The following is a 15,746-nucleotide window of genomic DNA, read 5'->3' on the forward strand; positions in this document are numbered from 1 at the left end:
CCGTGCCAGCCACTCGCACTGTGGAGTGGCGCCGTAGGGTGGTTGGGTGAGCGAAGAGCGGGGAGCACCGGGCGCGCTGGATACGGCTGACTGGCGGCGGCGCGTGTTCGCGCTGTACGGCGTTGTGCGAGCGGCCGGCGACCCGGCCGAAGGGCATGCGCTGTGGCGGGCAGGGAGAGATGAACTGCTGGCGACCCACCCTGCATCGCCTGTCGAGGAGCGCGACGGCTTCAAAGGGGTTCCGGTGGGGGACTACCGGCCGCAGTTGCGGTTCGAGGTCGAGGTCGACACGGATGTCGAGCCGGTCCGTTGGGAGGTCCCCTCGGCCACCGACGGCGTGATCCCGTTCTCGCGGGTCGGCGTACTGCATCTGCCCGCGATCGGCGACCTCGACGTGTGGTGGCTGGAGTCGTACGGCGGTGGTGTGTTCGTGCCGGTCAAGGACGCACTGGCAGGATCACGCACGTACGGCGGTGGCCGTTATCTGCTGGACACCGTCAAGGGCGCCGACCTGGGCGGTGACATCCGCGAGGGCCGGCTCATCGTGGACCTGAACTTCGCCTACAACCCGTCGTGCGCCTACAGCCCGCTGTGGACCTGCCCGCTCGCGCCCGCCACCAACACGGTGAAGGCAGAACTGCCCGTCGGCGAACTCACCTCAGACCTCTAGGGCCGCCAGCAGAACCAGCACCACGGTGACGACGGCGAACAGGCCGTGGCCGCCAACGACAGCGACGGGGAAGTGCCGCTCAGCCGGGACGTCTGCTGCTGCCACCTCGGCCGCCGCACGCGCTCGGTACGTCGGCAGCCAGCGTCGCAGCATCGCGAACCCCAGCAAGGCGACCGGCACGAGCAGAATGAACGCGACCCAGGCCAGGGCGTCGCTGTCGGCGATCAGGTAGATGATCCACAGGACGAGCCCGATGGCCGCGAGGGCGAAGTGACTGAAGATCAGTGCCGGCCGGAACTTGCTCGTGCTCGGCTTGCGTGGCCCGCCGTTGCTGATCCAGGTGAACAGCAGGTAGAAACCACCGACCGCGGTGATCAGCCACGTGACGAGTGCTGCGATACCCATGTCATCTCCTCGGCTCGAAACCTTCGGCCTGGTCGTCCTCCTCGGCGACCCGTACGCCGTACCGGAAGGCCAGCTTTCCCCCGAGATAGCCCGACACCATGAGTGCGGCCAAGCTGACCGCCGACAGGACGATCGGACCGACCGCGACCTCGTCAGCATCGGATCCGCGGCGCCAGAGCGCGTTGACGACGTACGCCACGACGACCGCCACGTTCAGGACCAGGTGGATCAACCCGGTCCGGAACGCCGGTGTGCCGGGCGGGATGGCGAAGAAGTCCAGTAGCCCGACGGCCGCGGCCGCGAGAGCGCCGACGATGCCGATCACGATCAGCCACGTCGACGCCTGGACCAGGTACGCCGCGTCCGCCGCCTGCGACCCGATGTCGAAGACGAAGCTGGCCACCCAGGCGCCGATCGGAATCGTCACCAGGATCGGGTGGAACGGGTGACCGTACGGCCCGGTGAGCAGCGCACTGACCGGGTGCTTCGCGGCAGACGACCGATCGGACATCGGCACCTCCTATTTCACCAACCGAGTTTGGTCTTATTCGGACTGGCAGGTCAAGAGGTTGGCGCGCGTCGGCGTCGCTTTTCGCCAATGTTCGTGTCCGTTATCGTGGACGGGTGGCTGACGAGAGGCTCGGTGCGGACGCGACGATCAGGGCGGTCTCGGCGTTGAGCGACGAATCCCGGCGCCGGATGTTCGAGTTCTGCCGTCGGGCCGGCCGGGCGATCAGCCGGGACGAGGCGGCGGCCGAGGTCGGGATCTCGCGGAAACTGGCCGCGTTCCACCTGGAGAAGCTGGTCGAGGCCAGGCTCCTGCGAGCCCACTACGAGCACGGCGGCAGGCTTCGCAAGGTCGGCCGTGCACCGAAGCTGTACGAACCGGTCGAGACCGACGTGCGGGTGTCGATCCCGCCGCGCCAGCCGGACCTGCTCGCGGAGATCCTCCTCGACGGTGTCCTCAGCCATGACGACGACCTCAGCCCGATGGACTCGACCCTCAAGGCGGCGTTCCGCCGAGGTGAACGCGTCGGCGAAGAGGAACGCGCCCGATCCCGCCCCGGCCGATTGAGTTCGGAACGTGCGTTGACGTTGTCAGAGGCAACGTTGTCGCGCGCCGGCTTCGAACCGGACCGTCCACGCCCGAACTGCGTCCGGCTGCAGAGTTGCCCGTTCCACCCACTCGCGCAGGCTCAGCCCGACGCAGTCTGCGGCATCAACCACGCGTTCCTTACCGGGATGCTCAACGGCCTGCGGGCAACCACCGTCCGCGCCGTCCTCGACCCAGCCGGCGGCGAGTGCTGCGTCGAGATCACCGCCGACTGACAGGCCGCCTAGAGTGTGTTCTCCAGGGCGTCCGTCAGGAGGGCCGCCAGGGCTTCGAGCTGGAAGTCCGCGGAGGACGAGACCTCGTCGTCGGAGCCGTCGAGGGCCCGGGCGGCGAGGCTGGACTTGCTGTCGATGAGGTCGGCGATTCTGGTGTCGATGGTCTGGGCGGCGATGATCCGCCAGGCGGTCACCGGCATGTCCTGGCCGATGCGGTGGACCCGGTCGATCGCCTGCGTCTGCTCGGCGTTCGTCCAGGACAGCTCCGCGAGTACGACGTTCGACGCGACCTGCAGGTTCAGGCCCACACCGGCGGCCAGCAGCGAGCAGACCGCGACGGAGACCTCTGGGTCGTTGACGAACGCGTCGATGTTCTTCTGCCGGTTCCTCGCGGTCTGGTCGCCCCGGATCGAGGAGAAGCGGATGCCGCGCTCGGTGAAGAGCTCCTCGGCGGCGTCCATCACCTCGATGTGGCGAGCGAAGAAGACGACCTTGCCGACGTTCTGCGCGAGCTGCGCGGCGTAGTCGGCGGCCAGGCCGGCCTTCGCGGTGCCGATCCGGCGTACCAGGGTGAAGACGTTCTCGCCGGTCTTCGCGTTCGCCATCTCGGTGCGCTCCCAGCCGGCGACCCGGCGGACGAGCTCGTGGTCGATGCCCTCCACGGTGGTGCCGGACGTCCGCGTCTCGAGTGCGGTCCGGTACCGCTGCACAAGGCGGTTGGCGAGCTCGCGCTCGGCGTCGCGGATCGAGCGGCCGAGGGCGCCGTCGAGCTCGACGGGCAGATCGGCGATCCGGCGGGCCGGGATGTCGGCGGCCACGTCGACCTTGCGGCGGCGGACGATGCCGAGGTCGATCACCGACGCGCGGGCGGCGGCGTAGAAGCCGGGGTCGGCCGGCGTCAGCTCGGTGTCCTCGAGCGACTCCATCAGCTCGGCCCGCGGACCCTTCTCGTCGATCCAGCCGAGGTACTGCCAGATCGCGGTGAAGTCCTCGATCGAGTTGATCAGCGGCGTTCCGGTGAGTGCCATCAGCAAGGGACGCGGCGTACGGGTCCGGATGCGTTCGGACAGCTGCAGGACGTTGCGCGACCGCTGCGACTTCCGGTTCTTGATGAAGTGCGCCTCGTCGACCACCATGCCGCGGAAGCCGAGGTCGCCGAGCCAGCCGACGTGACGGTCGAGTACCTCGTAGTTGACGACGACGATGTCCGCGAACCCGTCGATCGTGTCGCCGTCGCCGTGGATCACCGTGGCAGTCTTCTGCGGCGTCCAGAGGCCGGCCTCGCGAGCCCAGTTCGTCTTCACGACGTTCGGTACGACGGCCAGCAGGGGATAAGCGTTGGCGGCGCGAGCGGCCAGCAGGGCCTGAGCGGTCTTGCCGAGGCCCGGCTCGTCGGCGAGCAGGAACGTGCGGTGGCCGGCCGCGGCGGACGCGATCAGGCGCGCCTGGTGTGGCATGAGCTCCAGGCCGCCGGCCGCGTTCAGAGAGGTCGGCTCGGGCAAGGTCATGCTGGCCGCGGCGCCGGCGTACTCGAACGACTTGAGCAGAGGCCCGATGAGCTCCCAGCCGGCCAGTCGGCGCGGGCGCGGCGGGCGCGACGGGGCAGCCGAGAAGTCGGGCGCGAGGAACGGGTTGGCGAGCTGACGCTGGACCACTGCCTGCGGTACGACGCGGCGCGCGGCATCTGGTGGAGTCACCGGCTCGGTCGGCGCGGGCTCCTCATGCGGCGCCTCGACGCCGGCGGACTTCAGCATGTCGCGTTTGAGCCGCGTACCCGCCTCGGAGACGACGGCATCCTCGGCCAGCAGCCCGAGGAGCGAGGTCTCGCGGGCCGCCGCCTTGGCGAGGATCGTGGCGACGCCGTCCAGCCGCCGGAGTTGCTCGGCGCGGTAGGTGTCGGTCGCGTTCTGGTCCGCGTTCACGCGGGCACGCTCCTCGCGCACCAGCAGTGCGACGACCTGGAACTTGGTGCGCACCGACGGGCGTACGTCGGAGCGCTCGACCGCGCCCTCGACCTCCCGCACAGCACGCGCGAGGACCGGGATCAGACCGTCACCATCGCGGGCAGGACGCCGGCGACGGGGAGCGGAACGGGCAGCGCCGGACTGGCGCTGGCCTCGTGGGGCCAAAGACTCCTCCTCAGTACTGCCACGGCGCGAGAGCCATGGCTGAACGCAGCACCGCACGGCCATCCCGCCGCCGCGACACGTCGCGCCGAGAGTCCGGTAGGGCCACCGGGAAACGGCGCAGAACCACCGCTTCCGCGAGCGATCGCTGTCCCGGACTCCACCGGGACCGGCCACCGCGTGCGATTGGCGACCTCTAGTCGATGACTGTGACCTCCGGGCCAAGACGCAGCCGTCGCCGGGGGCGGTCGGCATTGCCGATGTTCGGTGCTCTGCCAATAGTAGCCTGCGTCCGCGGCCACGGCTGTTCACCCTCGGTAAAGTTCCGATCCGGGTCGTCTGACGAGCGCTGCTCGGGGTGGCGAGATGTAACGGATTCGTGTCGTACAGCGATATGGGCTTGCGTGGGCGGCCTTGCCGGGGAGGGCGAGGCTGGTGTGGGGCCCGCGGGGCGGCCGTCTGGTCGTGACGTGTCTGACGTGGGGGAGCGTGCTGCATGTCGTATCGATTCAACCCGCCGCCGAACTGGCCGAGCCCGCCGGCCGGCTTCGTCCCTGAGCCGGGCTGGGAACCCGACCCGAGTTGGCCGCCGGCCCCGCCTGGGTGGCAGCTGTGGGTCGAGAATGTGCCCGTCGGATCGCACGCGAGCGCCGTACCGGAACCTCCGCTGCAGAGTACGGTTGCGGTCCGCGCGAGGCACGCGGCGCGGACCGAGCACGCGGAGCAGCAGACCGCTCCAGCTGAGGCGGTCGGACTCGACATTCCGGGCCGCCGCGAGGGACGCGGGCTGTTCGGCGGGAAGAAGCGCCTGGAGAACGAGGTCGAGCGTCTGCACCACCTGGTGGATCAGCTCGGTGGGATGGATGCGCTGACCATCGCTGCGGAGACGGACCGCCTGCGCGGCGAGCTCGGTCAAGTGCAGTCTGCGCTGGGCAGCGCCCGGCAGGATGTGTCCGACGCTCAGGCCGAGCTGACCGCCGTACGGCAGGAGGTCATCGAGACCAACGAGGTTGCGATGCTGCAGGAGGTGGGCATCTACGAGTACTCGCATCCGTTGGAGGACGCGGTTGCCTACAAGGCGCGGCTGGCCGAGCTGAAGGACCGGTACAAGGCGCTCGCGCGAGGCGACGGCGCGGTCACGGCTTCGACGACCTGGCAGGTCAACAACTCGGCGCGTGAGGGCGCCAAGATGGTTCGCGAGATCTCTAAACTGATGCTGCGCGCGTACAACGCCGAGGCGGACAACTGTGTCCGGACAGTCCGGCCACATCGCCGGGCGTCGAGTGTCGAGCGCCTGTCCAAGGCTCGCGAGTCCATCGCGCGGCTCGGTCAGAGCATGAACATCAGAATCAGCGAGGACTACCACGCGCTGCGCGTCGACGAGGTCCTGTTGACTGCCGACTACCTCTCGAAGGTCGAGGAGGAGAAGGAACGCATTCGCGCGCAGCGGGAGCAGCAACGCGAGGAGGAAGCCGCGCGGCGCGAGTTCGAGCGGGAGAAGTCGAGGCTGCTGAAGGAGCGGTCGCACTACGAGACCGCCCTGGCTCGGGTGCAAGCGACAGGCGATACGGCCGCGATCGACCAACTCCAGGCACAGATCGCCGAGATCGAATCGTCGATCGCCGGCGTCGAGGAGCGCGAGGCGAACATCCGGGCCGGCTATGTCTACATCATCTCGAACCTCGGATCGTTCGGTCAGAACATGATCAAGATCGGCATGACGCGGCGACTCGATCCGCTGGACCGGGTGCGCGAGTTGGGCGACGCGTCGGTTCCGTTCAGGTTCGACGTCCACGCGATCATCTTCAGCGAGGACGCGCTCGGCCTCGAGGGCGGACTCCATGCGGCGTTCGCGGAGAAGCGCGTCAACAAGGTCAACCTGCGGCGCGAGTACTTCTATGCGACGCCCGCCGAGGTCCGTGACGAACTGGCCCGGATCGCGGGGCAGCACCTTCTCGAGTACCACGATCTGCCCGAAGCTCTCGAGTGGCGGGCAAGCGGCGGCGCGACGCCTGCCTAACGCCCGAGATCGGTGAGCGCTGTGGCGATGAGGGCGGTGCCGGGCGCTGTTCGGCCGCCGGGGCCGGGGGACGGGGAGACGTCGGCCGCGGTGAGAGGGTCGCCGCATTCCGAGCAGGTGACTGTTGGTGTCGTGCGGTGGCCGCAGGTGGTGTGGGTGAAGTGGAGCGGTTGCCCGGCGGGTGGAGTGGCCCAGCGGTCACCCCAGGCGGTGAGAGCCATCAGGATCGGGATGAGTTCGCGGCCGGCTTCGGTGAGGGCGTAGGTGTAGCGGACCGGGTTGTCCTGGTACGGCGTACGGACGACGAGGCCGCCGTTCATCAGCGTGGTGAGCCGGTCGGTGAGCAGATTGCGCGAAATTCCGAGGTCGGTGACGAACTCGTCGAAGCGGCTCAGGCCGAGGTAGAGGTCGCGCAGTACCAAGGGGGTCCACCAGTCGCCGATGACTTCGAGGGACTGGGCGAGCGAGCAGTGCATCGAGGCGAAGCTGGTGTTCCGCATGTCACCACTCTAGTCAGTTGCGGTATTGAACTCACCATCTCTACGGTGGAGGCGACGGCTGACGAGAGGGGAGCGGGGCATGTACCACCGGATCGTGGCGGCGCAGGTGCGGAAGGCGTTCGCGGAGATCAGCGCCGGGAACTGGGAGGCCATGGTCGCGGGGATGGCGCCGGCCTTCACCTACCGGTTCTACGGCGATCACGCGTTGGGCGGTGAACGGCACACGCACGATGCGTTGCGGCGCTGGTGGGAACGGTGTTTCCGGTTGCTCCCGGACACCCGGTTCGACGTACAAGACATCTTGGTCGCGGGCTGGCCGTGGGACACGCGAGTCGCAACCGCGGTCACAGTCCACGTGGGCGTGGTCGACGGCTCCCACTACGAGAACGTCGTACACCAGTTCCTGCGGTTGCGGTGGGGCAAGATCACCGAGGTCCGCACCCTCGAGGACACCGCCGTACTCGAGAAGACCCTCAACCGCCTGGCCACCACCGGCTACCCGGAGGCCCACGCACTGCCAATCACCGACTGAGTCAGCCACCGTGGTCGGTTTGTGCGTGCAGGTGGACAGGAGGTGTTGGGTCGACGGGTAGTGCAGTTGAGCGGGCGTGCGTTCTGTGTACGGTGTCTCGGAGGTGCACTACCTGTCGGTCTGCACAGCCGGAAGCTGCTGCGGGCTCAGGCGCGGCGGCGGAGTTCGGGGAGTACTTCGGTGCGGTAGAGGTTCATCATGTCGACGGAGTGCGGTCCCATGTTGGCGACGTAGATCTCGTCGAAGCCGGCGTCGACGTACGGCATGAACGCCTCGACATGTGCGTCTGCCTTGGATCCGCAGGTGACGGACTGCGCCGTCGATTCCTTCGTGACGAGTTGGCTCGCCTGCTCGAAGTGCCGGGGTGACGGCAGAACCTGAGACAGTTCGCCCGGCAGACCGGAGTTCCCCCAGATCCGGTGCGCCTGCTCGATGCCTTCTTCCTCGGTCGGCGCGTAGCTGACCTTGAACCCGGCCTGCGCCGGCTTGTCCCCACCGCCGTTGTCGCGGAACCGCTGCAGCAGTTCGCGGTCCGGCGTGGTGGTGATGTAGCCGTCCGCGATCCGCGCGGCGACATCGGTTGCCTCCGGCCCGAAGCCGGACATGTAGATGGGTAGCGGCGCCTCCGGCCGGGTGTAGATCCGGGCGGTGTCGACGGTGTAGTGCTTGCCGTGGTGCGAGACGAACCCCTCCTCCGTCCACAGCCGCCGCATGATCTCGACCGCCTCCTCGAGCATCGCCAGCCGTACGTCGACCGTCGGCCAGACGGACCCGAGCACGTGCTCGTTGAGGGCCTCGCCGGTACCGATGCCGAGCTGGAACCGCCCGTTCAGCAGTACGGCGCTGGTCGCGGCCGCCTGCGCGATGATCGCGGGATGGATCCGCACCGTCGGACACGTCACCGCGGTGGTCACTGGGAGTTCGCACACCTGGGAGATCGCGCCGATGGTGGACCAGACGAAGGCGCTCTGACCCTGTTCGTCGTTCCACGGATGGAAGTGGTCACTGATCCACAGCCCGTCGAACCCGGCGTCTTCGGCCAGCCGCGCCTGCTCGATCAACTGTGCCGGCGTGTACTCCTCACTGGACAGGAAGTAGCCGATCTTCACGTCGTACTCCGATCGTTTGAGTTACCCGCCGAGTGCCCGCTCCCGTTTCATCCATGCACGCGGCTGATTGTGTGAGAGATGTCGGGGTACCGGCCGGAGCGTCGGAAGGAGCGGATCATGCCCGCAGGATCGAACGCCAAGCGCGAACGGCAGTACGAGCACATCAAGTCCGGCCTGAAGAAGCGTGGCCGCAGCGAGGACACCGCGGAGGAGATCGCCGCGCGGACCGTGAACAAGGAACGCGCCCGCTCCGGCGAGGCCAAGGAGAAGAGCCGTACGTCGACCCACGACATCTCGTCGGGCCGCCGCGGCGGACTCCGCTCGCACAGCGGCTCGAAGGGCCGGACCAAGGAACAGCTCTACAACGAGGCCAAGCACATGAACATCAAGGGCCGCTCGAAGATGACCAAAGCCCAACTCGCCAAGGCCGTCGGCAGGTAGTTCATTGCAGTAGCTCTCTGGCGGCGCGGAGGTCGTCGACGAAGTGGGCGAAGTCGCGACGGAATTCCTGGGACCGTACGACGGCTGACGGATGGACCGTCGCCACCGCGGCTTGGCCGTCGGGAAGCTGCACCGGCGAGCCTCGGCGTTCGGTGACTTTGAAGCCGGAGCCGATGAGGGCGCGGGCGGCGACGGCGCCGAGGATGACGACGAGGTCGGGTTTCACGATCTCCAGTTCGCGGTCCAACCAGGGGCGGCAGGCAACGATCTGACCGGCCGACGGGGTCTTGTGGATCCGGCGCTTGCCCTGGCGTTCGAACCGGAAATGCTTGACCGCGTTGGTCAGGAACACCTCGGAGCGCTCGATCCCCGCCTCGACCAGCGCCTTGTCCAGCAGCCGGCCGGCAGGCCCGACGAAGACGTGCCCTTCCTTGTCCTCGACGTCGCCGGGTTGTTCCCCGATCAGCATCATCCGGGCGCGGACCCGTCCTTCGCCCGGCACGACCTGCTCGGCGTACTCGTGCAGGTCGCAGCCACGGCAGTCCGGGAGCGTCGCCGTGATCTTCCGCATCCCGCCGTCGTGGGGAACCCACTGCGCGGCGCCGGTGAAGTCGTTCACGTCAGCCTCCCGTGGCCGAGTGTGGTGCGTGGACCGGCTTCGACTGCGCCGAGCGGCGCTGGCGCAGGTAGATGGACCCACCGACAATGGCCGCCACGGCGAGGAACTCGCTCTGCCAGTTCTGGCACGACTCGTACCAGAACTGTGACGTCCCCAGATACTGCCACGTCGTCACCGCCATACCGCCGTGCAGTTCCTGCTCCTGACTGTACGACGCCGCACCGGTGACCGCGTGCAGCCAGAACGACAGCAGGAACACGAGCCCGAAGGCGATCGCCAAGGAGTTCTCGTACAGCTTCAGCACCACCGGCGACCCGTGTCGTACCGGCCAGGGTGCCTCACGATCGGCGCGGTGATCCCGTGGGTCCTCGTCCTGCGGTGTGGCCTCGTCGATCGGGCGGGACTCCGCGGAGCCCTTCTGCACCAGGTAGGCGGTGAGAAGGACGTACATGCCCATCTGCAGGAATTCGGACTCCCAGTTCTCGAATACCGCCTCGCCGAAGGACGACGAACCGACGTACTGGCCCAGGGTCTCGGTCGGCTGCCCGTGATCGGTGAGCTCAGCGTTGTCCTGCGCGTGACCGGTGAGAACGAGACCGATCAGGAACACGAAGAACAGCACCAGATTGACCGTCAACAGCGCCCGAAGCCGAAACCATCGCATGACCGACCGGTACCCGGCCCTGGGCGAACGTAGACAGCGCGGCTCAGGTGCTGGTCGGCGCCAGCGCCTCCCGTACGACGACCAGCCCGAACAGCACGAGGGTCAACGCGTGGACGACGGTGCACCACAGGCAGATCGCGTCGATCTGGAAGAGCTCGGCCCAGACGAGGTAGAAGACGAACAGCACTCCGACAACGACCGCGGCGAGGCGCACCCGGCCGGGCCATGGCGAGGTGGCGCGCCACATCTGCGGCAGGCACAGGACAGTCATCGCGACGAAGAAGCCGAGTCCCAGGAGCGCGACCGGGATGCCGACGACGGCCGAGTACTCGCTCGATGTGACCTTCAGGCAGTTGACCACGCCGGTGTTCGGGCAGGCGAGCGTCGACCCCGCGGTGAAGTGCTCATAGGTCAGGTACGCCGCGACTGCGACGCCTGCGATCGACAGTCCCAAGGTTGTCCAGGGCAACCATCCCAGCGGTGCGACCTGCTCGGATTGTTGCTCTGTCCCCGCAGTCTTGCTCACGTCTCAGCTCTTCCCGAGCTTGCCGGCGGCCGCGGTGACGGCGGCGCTCGAGCACACGTTCGAGGGCTGGTTGCCGGTGACCTGGCAGAGCGCGGCGGTGTACAGGTTGGAGGAGCCGACGATCGCCTTCGCGATCGGGCTGGACGGATCCTTCAGCGCGGCCGCGACCTCGGCCTGCGTCTTCCCGGCCAGGATCTCCGGACTGTACGACGCGCCCGAGGCGACGAACTTCCCGCCGAGGTCGACGAAGGGGATCGAGCCCCCCTCCTTCACGTACGGCGGCGCGTTGTAGGTGTCGAACGTCTTCTGGTCCTCGGCCGTCGGCGTGTCCAGCGGGGCGTACTGCCCGTTGACCTGCTGGTTCGTGGTCGTCTCGACGCCGGTGAAGGTCAGGTACTGACTCGTGTACTTCGCTCCGTGGAACGACAGGGTCGGGGTGTTCGGGAAGACGTCACTGGCCGACGAGTGCGTCGTACCGAGGTTGCTGAAAGTCCCGAACCGCGAGAGCGCGACCGTGACAGGCCAGCGCTCGGCGGCGCAGAACGGGCAGTACTCGGCACCGATGTAGAGCACCTTCGGCTTCCCGCCCGCGGTCAGCGGCGGGGCCGTGATCGCCGACGGACCGCCCTGCACGGCGTCGGTGCCGACCTCGGTGAACGTCGAGTCCGGGACGGACGCCAGCGCGCTCGTGATCTGCGAGTCGGCGGCACCGGACGGCGCGGTCGCGGTGTTGTCCTTCCCGCCGCCGGCCAGCCGGATGATCACCAGACCGGCGACCACGATGACCACAACCGCCACCGCACCCGCCGCGAGCAGCACGCGCCGGCGCCGCTCCGCCCGCGCCTGTGCAGCCTGCTGCGCTGCGATCCTCTCCCGAGCCCGAGCCTTCTGCTCGACACGCCTTGCCATGACTCTCCTCGTCTCACCACCGGTAAACGCCCATTCACTCAACTGCCGACCACCCCCGGAAGTTCCGCGCCGTCCACCAGTTGAGCGCGGCGGCTGTTGGGGCTTGCGTCCTATCATCGGTAGATGGAGTGGATAGTCGCCTTGATCGCCTGCGGCGGGCTTGCCGGTGCGCTGGCGTACTTTCGCGCGCGGCGGGTGGCGCGGGCCGGGCGGGCGCTCGAGGTGGAGCGGGTACGGCAACTCGCCGAGGACGACGTTACCCACTTCGGAGAGCAGTTGACACGGTTCGGGACGACGCTCGACGGCACCAAGTTGGACGACGCGACGCACCACGACTACCAGACCGCGCTCGACGCGTACGAGAAGGCCAAGACCGCGGCGCCGCGGATTGCTGCTCCGGAAGGGATCAGCGCGATCGTCGACACCCTGACCGACGGGCGCTTTGCGCTGGCGTGTGTGCAAGCCAGGCTCGCCGGGCAGCCAGTCCCTGAGCGGCGGGTGCCGTGTTTCTTCGATCCGCGGCACGGACCGTCGACAGGTGACGTCCTCTGGACGCCGCCGGGGCGCGGAACGCGGAAGGTGCCGGCCTGCGCTCAGGACGCGGCGCGGATCGCGGCCGGCGCGGAGCCGGAGGTCTACTACATCAAGTACGGCGAACTGAACGTCCCGTACTGGGAAGCCGGGGCGCCGGGGGAGTCGTACAAACTCGGCTTCTTCGGCGCGACCGGCGTACGGGCGCTGTCGATCGGGCTGCGGATGCAGAACAAGGGCATCGATGTCGGCCGGGGGCGGCGCGACCCGACCATCGTCCGGCGGAGCGACGCGGACTGACGACAGGCCGTCAGGAGCTCAGGCGGTCGTGGAGGAGGTTCAGTTGCGCCGGGTTGGCGGTGAACACCACCGCCTGCTGGTCGGCGTGATGAGCCTCGGACGGGCGTCCCGCCGCGCGAAGCAGTTCGGCGCGGGTGGCGTGGAACAGGGCGTACTTGCCGAGTGCGCCCTCCAGTTCCTCGAGCTCGGCCAACGCCGGCTCCACGCCCTCGACGTACCGCACGGCGACTGAGCGATGCAGACGGGTGACAGCGTTCGGCTGCAGGCGAAGCAGCATGTTGTAGAGAACGAGGATCTGCTCCCAGTCCGTCTCGGCCCATGTGGCCGCTTCGCAGTGACAGGCGGCGATGGCCGCCTGGAGTTGATACAGCCCGGGGGAGTGGTGCCTGCGCGCCGTCCGCATCAGCAGGGCGGTCGCGTCGGCGATCGCGGCATGGTCCCATCGCGACCGATCCTGGTCCTGCAGTAAGACAATCTGACCGTCAGCAGTGAAACGCGCGGCGACCCGAGCACGGTGGAGCCGGATCAGCACGAGCAGGCCCGTCACCTCAGACTCGTTCGGCAGGAGACCGGCCAGTAGTGCGGTCAGCCACTCCGCGTCGTCGACGAGGTCACGCGAATGCGCCTGCTCGGCGGTGCTGGACAGGTAGCCCTCGTTGAAGAGCAGATAGATGACGGTCAGCACTTCGCTCAGCCGTTCGCCGAGCTCGTCGTCGCGGGGAATGCGGTACGGGATCCCCGCGTCCGCGATCTTCCGCTTCGCCCGGGTGATCCGCTGCGCCACGGTGGTTTCCGGTACGACGAACGCCGCGGCGATCTGCGCCGTCGTCAGACCACAGACGACCCGGAGAGTCAGCGCAATCTGAGCCTCCCTGGCCAGCGCAGGGTGGCAGCACGTGAAGATGAGCCGCAGCCGGTCATCCGGCTCAGGCCGTACCGGCCACTGCAGCTGCGCCAGCTTGGTCCGGTAGTTCTCCTGCCGCCGCAGTACGTCGAGGCCGCGGCGCCGGGCCACGGTGAACAGCCACCCGTCGGGCCGGTCCGGGATGCCCTCCTCGGGCCACCGCCGCAGCGCACTCTCGACAGCATCCTGGACGAGATCCTCGGCGGCGGAGAAGTCGCCGAGCAGCGACATCAGCGACGCCGCGAGCCGGCCCGCGTGCTCGCGCACCACCCGGGCCAGCTCATCAGCGGACGCGAGGTCGGTCATGACTCCACGGGACGGATCTCGATCACCGGGCAGGCCGGCCAGGTCTTCACCATCCGCAGCGCCTCGTCCAGGTCCGCGACATCGATCTCGATCACGCCCGAGATCACTTCCTTGCCCTCGATGAACGGTCCGTCGGTCGTCACCGGCTCCGGCCCGTCCAGCCGGACCGTGGTCGCCGTCGCCGCACCCTGCAGCTTGCCGGTCCGGGCACTGATCCGGTCCGCGTTGTCGATGAACCACTGGTTCACCCGCCCGTACGCCGCCTCCAGTTCGGCCGGACTCATCGCCTCGACCTCCTTGGTGAACTCCGGGGTGTCGACGAACATGAGCACGTACTTCACTGCACCACCTCCTGGGATCAGTCTGGCCCGTCGCGGGTCAGCTCGCCGGGAGGTCGGCGTACAGGTCGATGCCGTTCCCGGACGGGTCGGTGACCGTGGCGTACCGCATGCCCCACGGCGCGTCGTACGGCTCCTGTAGCCCGGTGACCCCGTCCGCGGTCAACTCGGCGTACGCCGCATCGACCTCGGCCGCCGTCTCGAACTCGAACGCGAGGAACATCCGCCCCTGGCTCGGCGGCGTCCAGCGCGCGGTGATCTTGGCGCGCATCTCGTCGGTGTCGAGCATCAGGTGTACGCCGTTGGGCAGGTCGCAGCCGGCGTGGTCGTCGGGCATGTACTGGTCCCGGACGAAGTCGAGCCCGAGCCGCTTGTAGAACTCGATGGCCGCGCCCAGATCGGACACCGCGATGTCCAGGATGTTCACGGTCGGTTGCATGGTCGTCTCCCTGGTTGTGAGTGGGTTTCACTCAGGAGACGATCGGCACCGACCGGTTTACGACACCCGCGGATCGGTCAGTTGCGGCGGAAGACCAGGAGTTCGGTGCGGCCGCCGCTGAGCGGGACGAAGCGGCTGCCGACCAGGGCGAGGTCGCGCTGGGCCAGGAAGCCGGACAGCCAGGCTCGCGGGGCGACCGAGTAGATGGTCATCCGGTCCGGCTCGGTCAGCCAGACCTTGGTGGTCGAGTCGTCCAGGCAGTCGTCGGTGACCATGTCGAACGCGACCGTGCCGCCGGAGCGGACCACCCGGGCCATCTCGTCGAGGTAGCCGAGTGCGGTCGCGAACGGGATGTAGCTGAGCAGCTTGTGCGTGTGCACGAGGTCGACCGAGGCTGAATGCGTCGACCCCAGGGTTTTGCCGTCTGCCGGTTGGAAGACGAGACCAGGCAGTTCCCGGCGAAGGTAGGCGATCCAGTCCGGTGCGGTCTCGTACACCTCGTACGAGCCCGGCCGGAGCGCCGACAGGATCCTGGTCGAGTAGCGGCCCGAGCCAGGCCCGATCTCGCAGACGCGCTCCGCGGTCGTGAGACCACTGAGCTCGAGCATCGCCTCGACCGTCTCCGCGGTGGCGCCGGGCTCCGCGCTGTAGCTGTCGAGGAAGTCGCCGACCGATTGGCCGGCCCGGTCGGCCTGTTTGACGATGCGCTTGGCCGGCAGGAACGCACTGATCGCCGGATCGGCGCTGTGACCCCGGACGAGTTGGAAGCCCGTGGGCCGAAGAGTCTTGTTGACCGCGGTATTGATGGTGTGACGGACTGACATGTATTTCCCCCATGACGAGTAGCGAAGCCACCGCCCGGCCCATCATGCCTACGACCCGACCAGGAACCAAGGAAAGTGGGCAACTATCACTGCCCGCGCTGTGGCTGTCGCCCTGTGCCTCGAATTGCCTTGTTTTCAAGGGAATCAGCCGCTTGCTGAGTAATCCGGTCGTTGCAGACGGTCGTGGATCGTGCGGCGACACGCCGTCGGCGACGACGCCGGAGCGTGACTGGTTCCTAGCATCGGAAGGGCCC

19 protein-coding genes are annotated in these 15,746 nt (G+C 68.2%); 6 read left to right on the forward strand and 13 right to left on the reverse strand.

What is annotated here, in order from left to right; all coding sequences use genetic code 11:
• Positions 1-46 precede the first annotated feature (46 nt).
• Positions 47-670, forward strand: a complete 624-nt coding sequence (locus ACIBG5_RS05575; protein ID WP_396390294.1) for a DUF1684 domain-containing protein — start codon at positions 47-49, stop codon at positions 668-670.
• Here the strand turns inward: ACIBG5_RS05575 and ACIBG5_RS05580 are convergent.
• Both ACIBG5_RS05580 and ACIBG5_RS05585 read right to left on the reverse strand, forming a co-directional pair.
• Entirely contained in the window at positions 659-1,075 is a 417-nt protein-coding gene (locus ACIBG5_RS05580; protein ID WP_396390295.1) for a hypothetical protein, read from the reverse strand. The two genes, ACIBG5_RS05575 and ACIBG5_RS05580, sit on opposite strands and share 12 nt — an antisense overlap.
• A 1-nt stretch (position 1,076) precedes the next feature.
• Positions 1,077-1,586, reverse strand: coding sequence for a DUF2231 domain-containing protein (locus ACIBG5_RS05585; protein WP_396390296.1), 510 nt, complete (start codon positions 1,584-1,586; stop codon positions 1,077-1,079).
• A gap of 113 nt (positions 1,587-1,699) precedes the next feature.
• Between ACIBG5_RS05585 and ACIBG5_RS05590 the strand changes: the two genes are divergently transcribed.
• A complete protein-coding gene (locus ACIBG5_RS05590; protein WP_396390297.1) occupies positions 1,700-2,404 on the forward strand; it encodes a helix-turn-helix transcriptional regulator in 705 nt (234 codons plus the stop codon).
• A gap of 8 nt (positions 2,405-2,412) precedes the next feature.
• Here ACIBG5_RS05590 and ACIBG5_RS05595 read toward each other — a convergent pair whose 3' ends face one another.
• Positions 2,413-4,533 carry a DEAD/DEAH box helicase gene (locus ACIBG5_RS05595; protein ID WP_396390298.1) on the reverse strand — a complete coding sequence of 707 codons (2,121 nt, stop codon included), beginning with the start codon at positions 4,531-4,533 and terminating at the stop codon, positions 2,413-2,415.
• A gap of 493 nt (positions 4,534-5,026) precedes the next feature.
• Here ACIBG5_RS05595 and ACIBG5_RS05600 point away from each other — a divergent pair, with 493 nt between their 5' ends.
• Positions 5,027-6,550 (forward strand): DUF4041 domain-containing protein, encoded by a 1,524-nt coding sequence (locus tag ACIBG5_RS05600; RefSeq protein WP_396390299.1) that lies wholly within the window; start codon positions 5,027-5,029, stop codon positions 6,548-6,550.
• On the opposite strand, the gene ACIBG5_RS05605 is transcribed toward ACIBG5_RS05600, so the two are convergent.
• The gene (locus ACIBG5_RS05605) at positions 6,547-7,050 is read right to left on the reverse strand and encodes a winged helix-turn-helix transcriptional regulator (protein WP_396390300.1); all 504 of its coding nucleotides are present in this window, start codon (positions 7,048-7,050) and stop codon (positions 6,547-6,549) included. The two genes, ACIBG5_RS05600 and ACIBG5_RS05605, sit on opposite strands and share 4 nt — an antisense overlap.
• A 79-nt stretch (positions 7,051-7,129) precedes the next feature.
• Here ACIBG5_RS05605 and ACIBG5_RS05610 point away from each other — a divergent pair, with 79 nt between their 5' ends.
• On the forward strand, positions 7,130-7,582 hold the full coding sequence (locus tag ACIBG5_RS05610; RefSeq protein WP_396390301.1) for a nuclear transport factor 2 family protein: 453 nt from the start codon (positions 7,130-7,132) through the stop codon (positions 7,580-7,582).
• A 146-nt stretch (positions 7,583-7,728) separates the two neighbouring features.
• On the opposite strand, the gene ACIBG5_RS05615 is transcribed toward ACIBG5_RS05610, so the two are convergent.
• Positions 7,729-8,691 carry a TIGR03557 family F420-dependent LLM class oxidoreductase gene (locus tag ACIBG5_RS05615; protein ID WP_396390302.1) on the reverse strand — a complete coding sequence of 321 codons (963 nt, stop codon included), beginning with the start codon at positions 8,689-8,691 and terminating at the stop codon, positions 7,729-7,731.
• A 117-nt stretch (positions 8,692-8,808) separates the two neighbouring features.
• Here ACIBG5_RS05615 and ACIBG5_RS05620 point away from each other — a divergent pair, with 117 nt between their 5' ends.
• Complete coding sequence (locus ACIBG5_RS05620; RefSeq protein ID WP_396390303.1) at positions 8,809-9,132, forward strand: plasmid stabilization protein; 324 nt, start codon at positions 8,809-8,811, stop codon at positions 9,130-9,132.
• A 1-nt stretch (position 9,133) separates the two neighbouring features.
• Here the strand turns inward: ACIBG5_RS05620 and ACIBG5_RS05625 are convergent, their stop codons facing one another.
• Genes ACIBG5_RS05625 through ACIBG5_RS05640 form a run of 4 tightly spaced genes read right to left on the reverse strand, consistent with a single transcriptional unit; the run spans position 9,134 to position 11,850 of the window.
• Positions 9,134-9,751, reverse strand: coding sequence for a UdgX family uracil-DNA binding protein (locus tag ACIBG5_RS05625; RefSeq protein ID WP_396390304.1), 618 nt, complete (start codon positions 9,749-9,751; stop codon positions 9,134-9,136).
• A 1-nt stretch (position 9,752) separates the two neighbouring features.
• Positions 9,753-10,415 (reverse strand): DUF6766 family protein, encoded by a 663-nt coding sequence (locus tag ACIBG5_RS05630; RefSeq protein WP_396390305.1) that lies wholly within the window; start codon positions 10,413-10,415, stop codon positions 9,753-9,755.
• 43 nt (positions 10,416-10,458) lie between these two features.
• Positions 10,459-10,941, reverse strand: a complete 483-nt coding sequence (locus ACIBG5_RS05635) for a vitamin K epoxide reductase family protein (RefSeq protein WP_396390306.1) — start codon at positions 10,939-10,941, stop codon at positions 10,459-10,461.
• A 3-nt stretch (positions 10,942-10,944) separates the two neighbouring features.
• A complete protein-coding gene (locus ACIBG5_RS05640; protein WP_396390307.1) occupies positions 10,945-11,850 on the reverse strand; it encodes a DUF929 family protein in 906 nt (301 codons plus the stop codon).
• Between the two features lie 123 nt (positions 11,851-11,973).
• On the opposite strand from ACIBG5_RS05640, the gene ACIBG5_RS05645 reads away from it, so the two are divergent.
• Positions 11,974-12,681 (forward strand): hypothetical protein, encoded by a 708-nt coding sequence (locus ACIBG5_RS05645; protein WP_396390308.1) that lies wholly within the window; start codon positions 11,974-11,976, stop codon positions 12,679-12,681.
• 10 nt (positions 12,682-12,691) lie between these two features.
• On the opposite strand, the gene ACIBG5_RS05650 is transcribed toward ACIBG5_RS05645, so the two are convergent.
• The 4 genes from ACIBG5_RS05650 to ACIBG5_RS05665 form a co-directional block, all read right to left on the reverse strand.
• The gene (locus ACIBG5_RS05650; RefSeq protein WP_396390309.1) at positions 12,692-13,891 is read right to left on the reverse strand and encodes an RNA polymerase sigma factor; all 1,200 of its coding nucleotides are present in this window, start codon (positions 13,889-13,891) and stop codon (positions 12,692-12,694) included.
• Positions 13,888-14,232: a YciI family protein gene (locus ACIBG5_RS05655; protein ID WP_393389255.1), complete on the reverse strand. Its 345-nt coding sequence runs from the start codon at positions 14,230-14,232 to the stop codon at positions 13,888-13,890. The genes ACIBG5_RS05650 and ACIBG5_RS05655 overlap by 4 nt, the downstream gene beginning before the upstream one ends.
• Positions 14,233-14,269: 37 nt before the next feature.
• Entirely contained in the window at positions 14,270-14,668 is a 399-nt protein-coding gene (locus ACIBG5_RS05660) for a VOC family protein (protein WP_396390310.1), read from the reverse strand.
• Between the two features lie 77 nt (positions 14,669-14,745).
• Positions 14,746-15,492, reverse strand: coding sequence for a class I SAM-dependent methyltransferase (locus tag ACIBG5_RS05665; protein ID WP_396390311.1), 747 nt, complete (start codon positions 15,490-15,492; stop codon positions 14,746-14,748).
• Between the last annotated feature and the right edge of the window lie 254 nt (positions 15,493-15,746).

It is taken from the genome of Kribbella sp. NPDC050241 (assembly GCF_044459685.1).
GTDB lineage: Bacteria > Actinomycetota > Actinomycetes > Propionibacteriales > Kribbellaceae > Kribbella.

Coding starts and splice junctions, on each gene's coding strand:
- ACIBG5_RS05580 (WP_396390295.1), bottom strand. CDS start 1,075: ATGGGTATCGCAGCACTCGTCACGTGGCTGATCACCGCGGTCGGTGGT.
- ACIBG5_RS05585 (WP_396390296.1), bottom strand. CDS start 1,586: ATGTCCGATCGGTCGTCTGCCGCGAAGCACCCGGTCAGTGCGCTGCTC.
- ACIBG5_RS05600 (WP_396390299.1), top strand. CDS start 5,027: ATGTCGTATCGATTCAACCCGCCGCCGAACTGGCCGAGCCCGCCGGCC.
- ACIBG5_RS05605 (WP_396390300.1), bottom strand. CDS start 7,050: ATGCGGAACACCAGCTTCGCCTCGATGCACTGCTCGCTCGCCCAGTCC.
- ACIBG5_RS05610 (WP_396390301.1), top strand. CDS start 7,130: ATGTACCACCGGATCGTGGCGGCGCAGGTGCGGAAGGCGTTCGCGGAG.
- ACIBG5_RS05620 (WP_396390303.1), top strand. CDS start 8,809: ATGCCCGCAGGATCGAACGCCAAGCGCGAACGGCAGTACGAGCACATC.
- ACIBG5_RS05630 (WP_396390305.1), bottom strand. CDS start 10,415: ATGCGATGGTTTCGGCTTCGGGCGCTGTTGACGGTCAATCTGGTGCTG.
- ACIBG5_RS05640 (WP_396390307.1), bottom strand. CDS start 11,850: ATGGCAAGGCGTGTCGAGCAGAAGGCTCGGGCTCGGGAGAGGATCGCA.
- ACIBG5_RS05645 (WP_396390308.1), top strand. CDS start 11,974: ATGGAGTGGATAGTCGCCTTGATCGCCTGCGGCGGGCTTGCCGGTGCG.
- ACIBG5_RS05650 (WP_396390309.1), bottom strand. CDS start 13,891: ATGACCGACCTCGCGTCCGCTGATGAGCTGGCCCGGGTGGTGCGCGAG.
- ACIBG5_RS05660 (WP_396390310.1), bottom strand. CDS start 14,668: ATGCAACCGACCGTGAACATCCTGGACATCGCGGTGTCCGATCTGGGC.
- ACIBG5_RS05665 (WP_396390311.1), bottom strand. CDS start 15,492: ATGTCAGTCCGTCACACCATCAATACCGCGGTCAACAAGACTCTTCGG.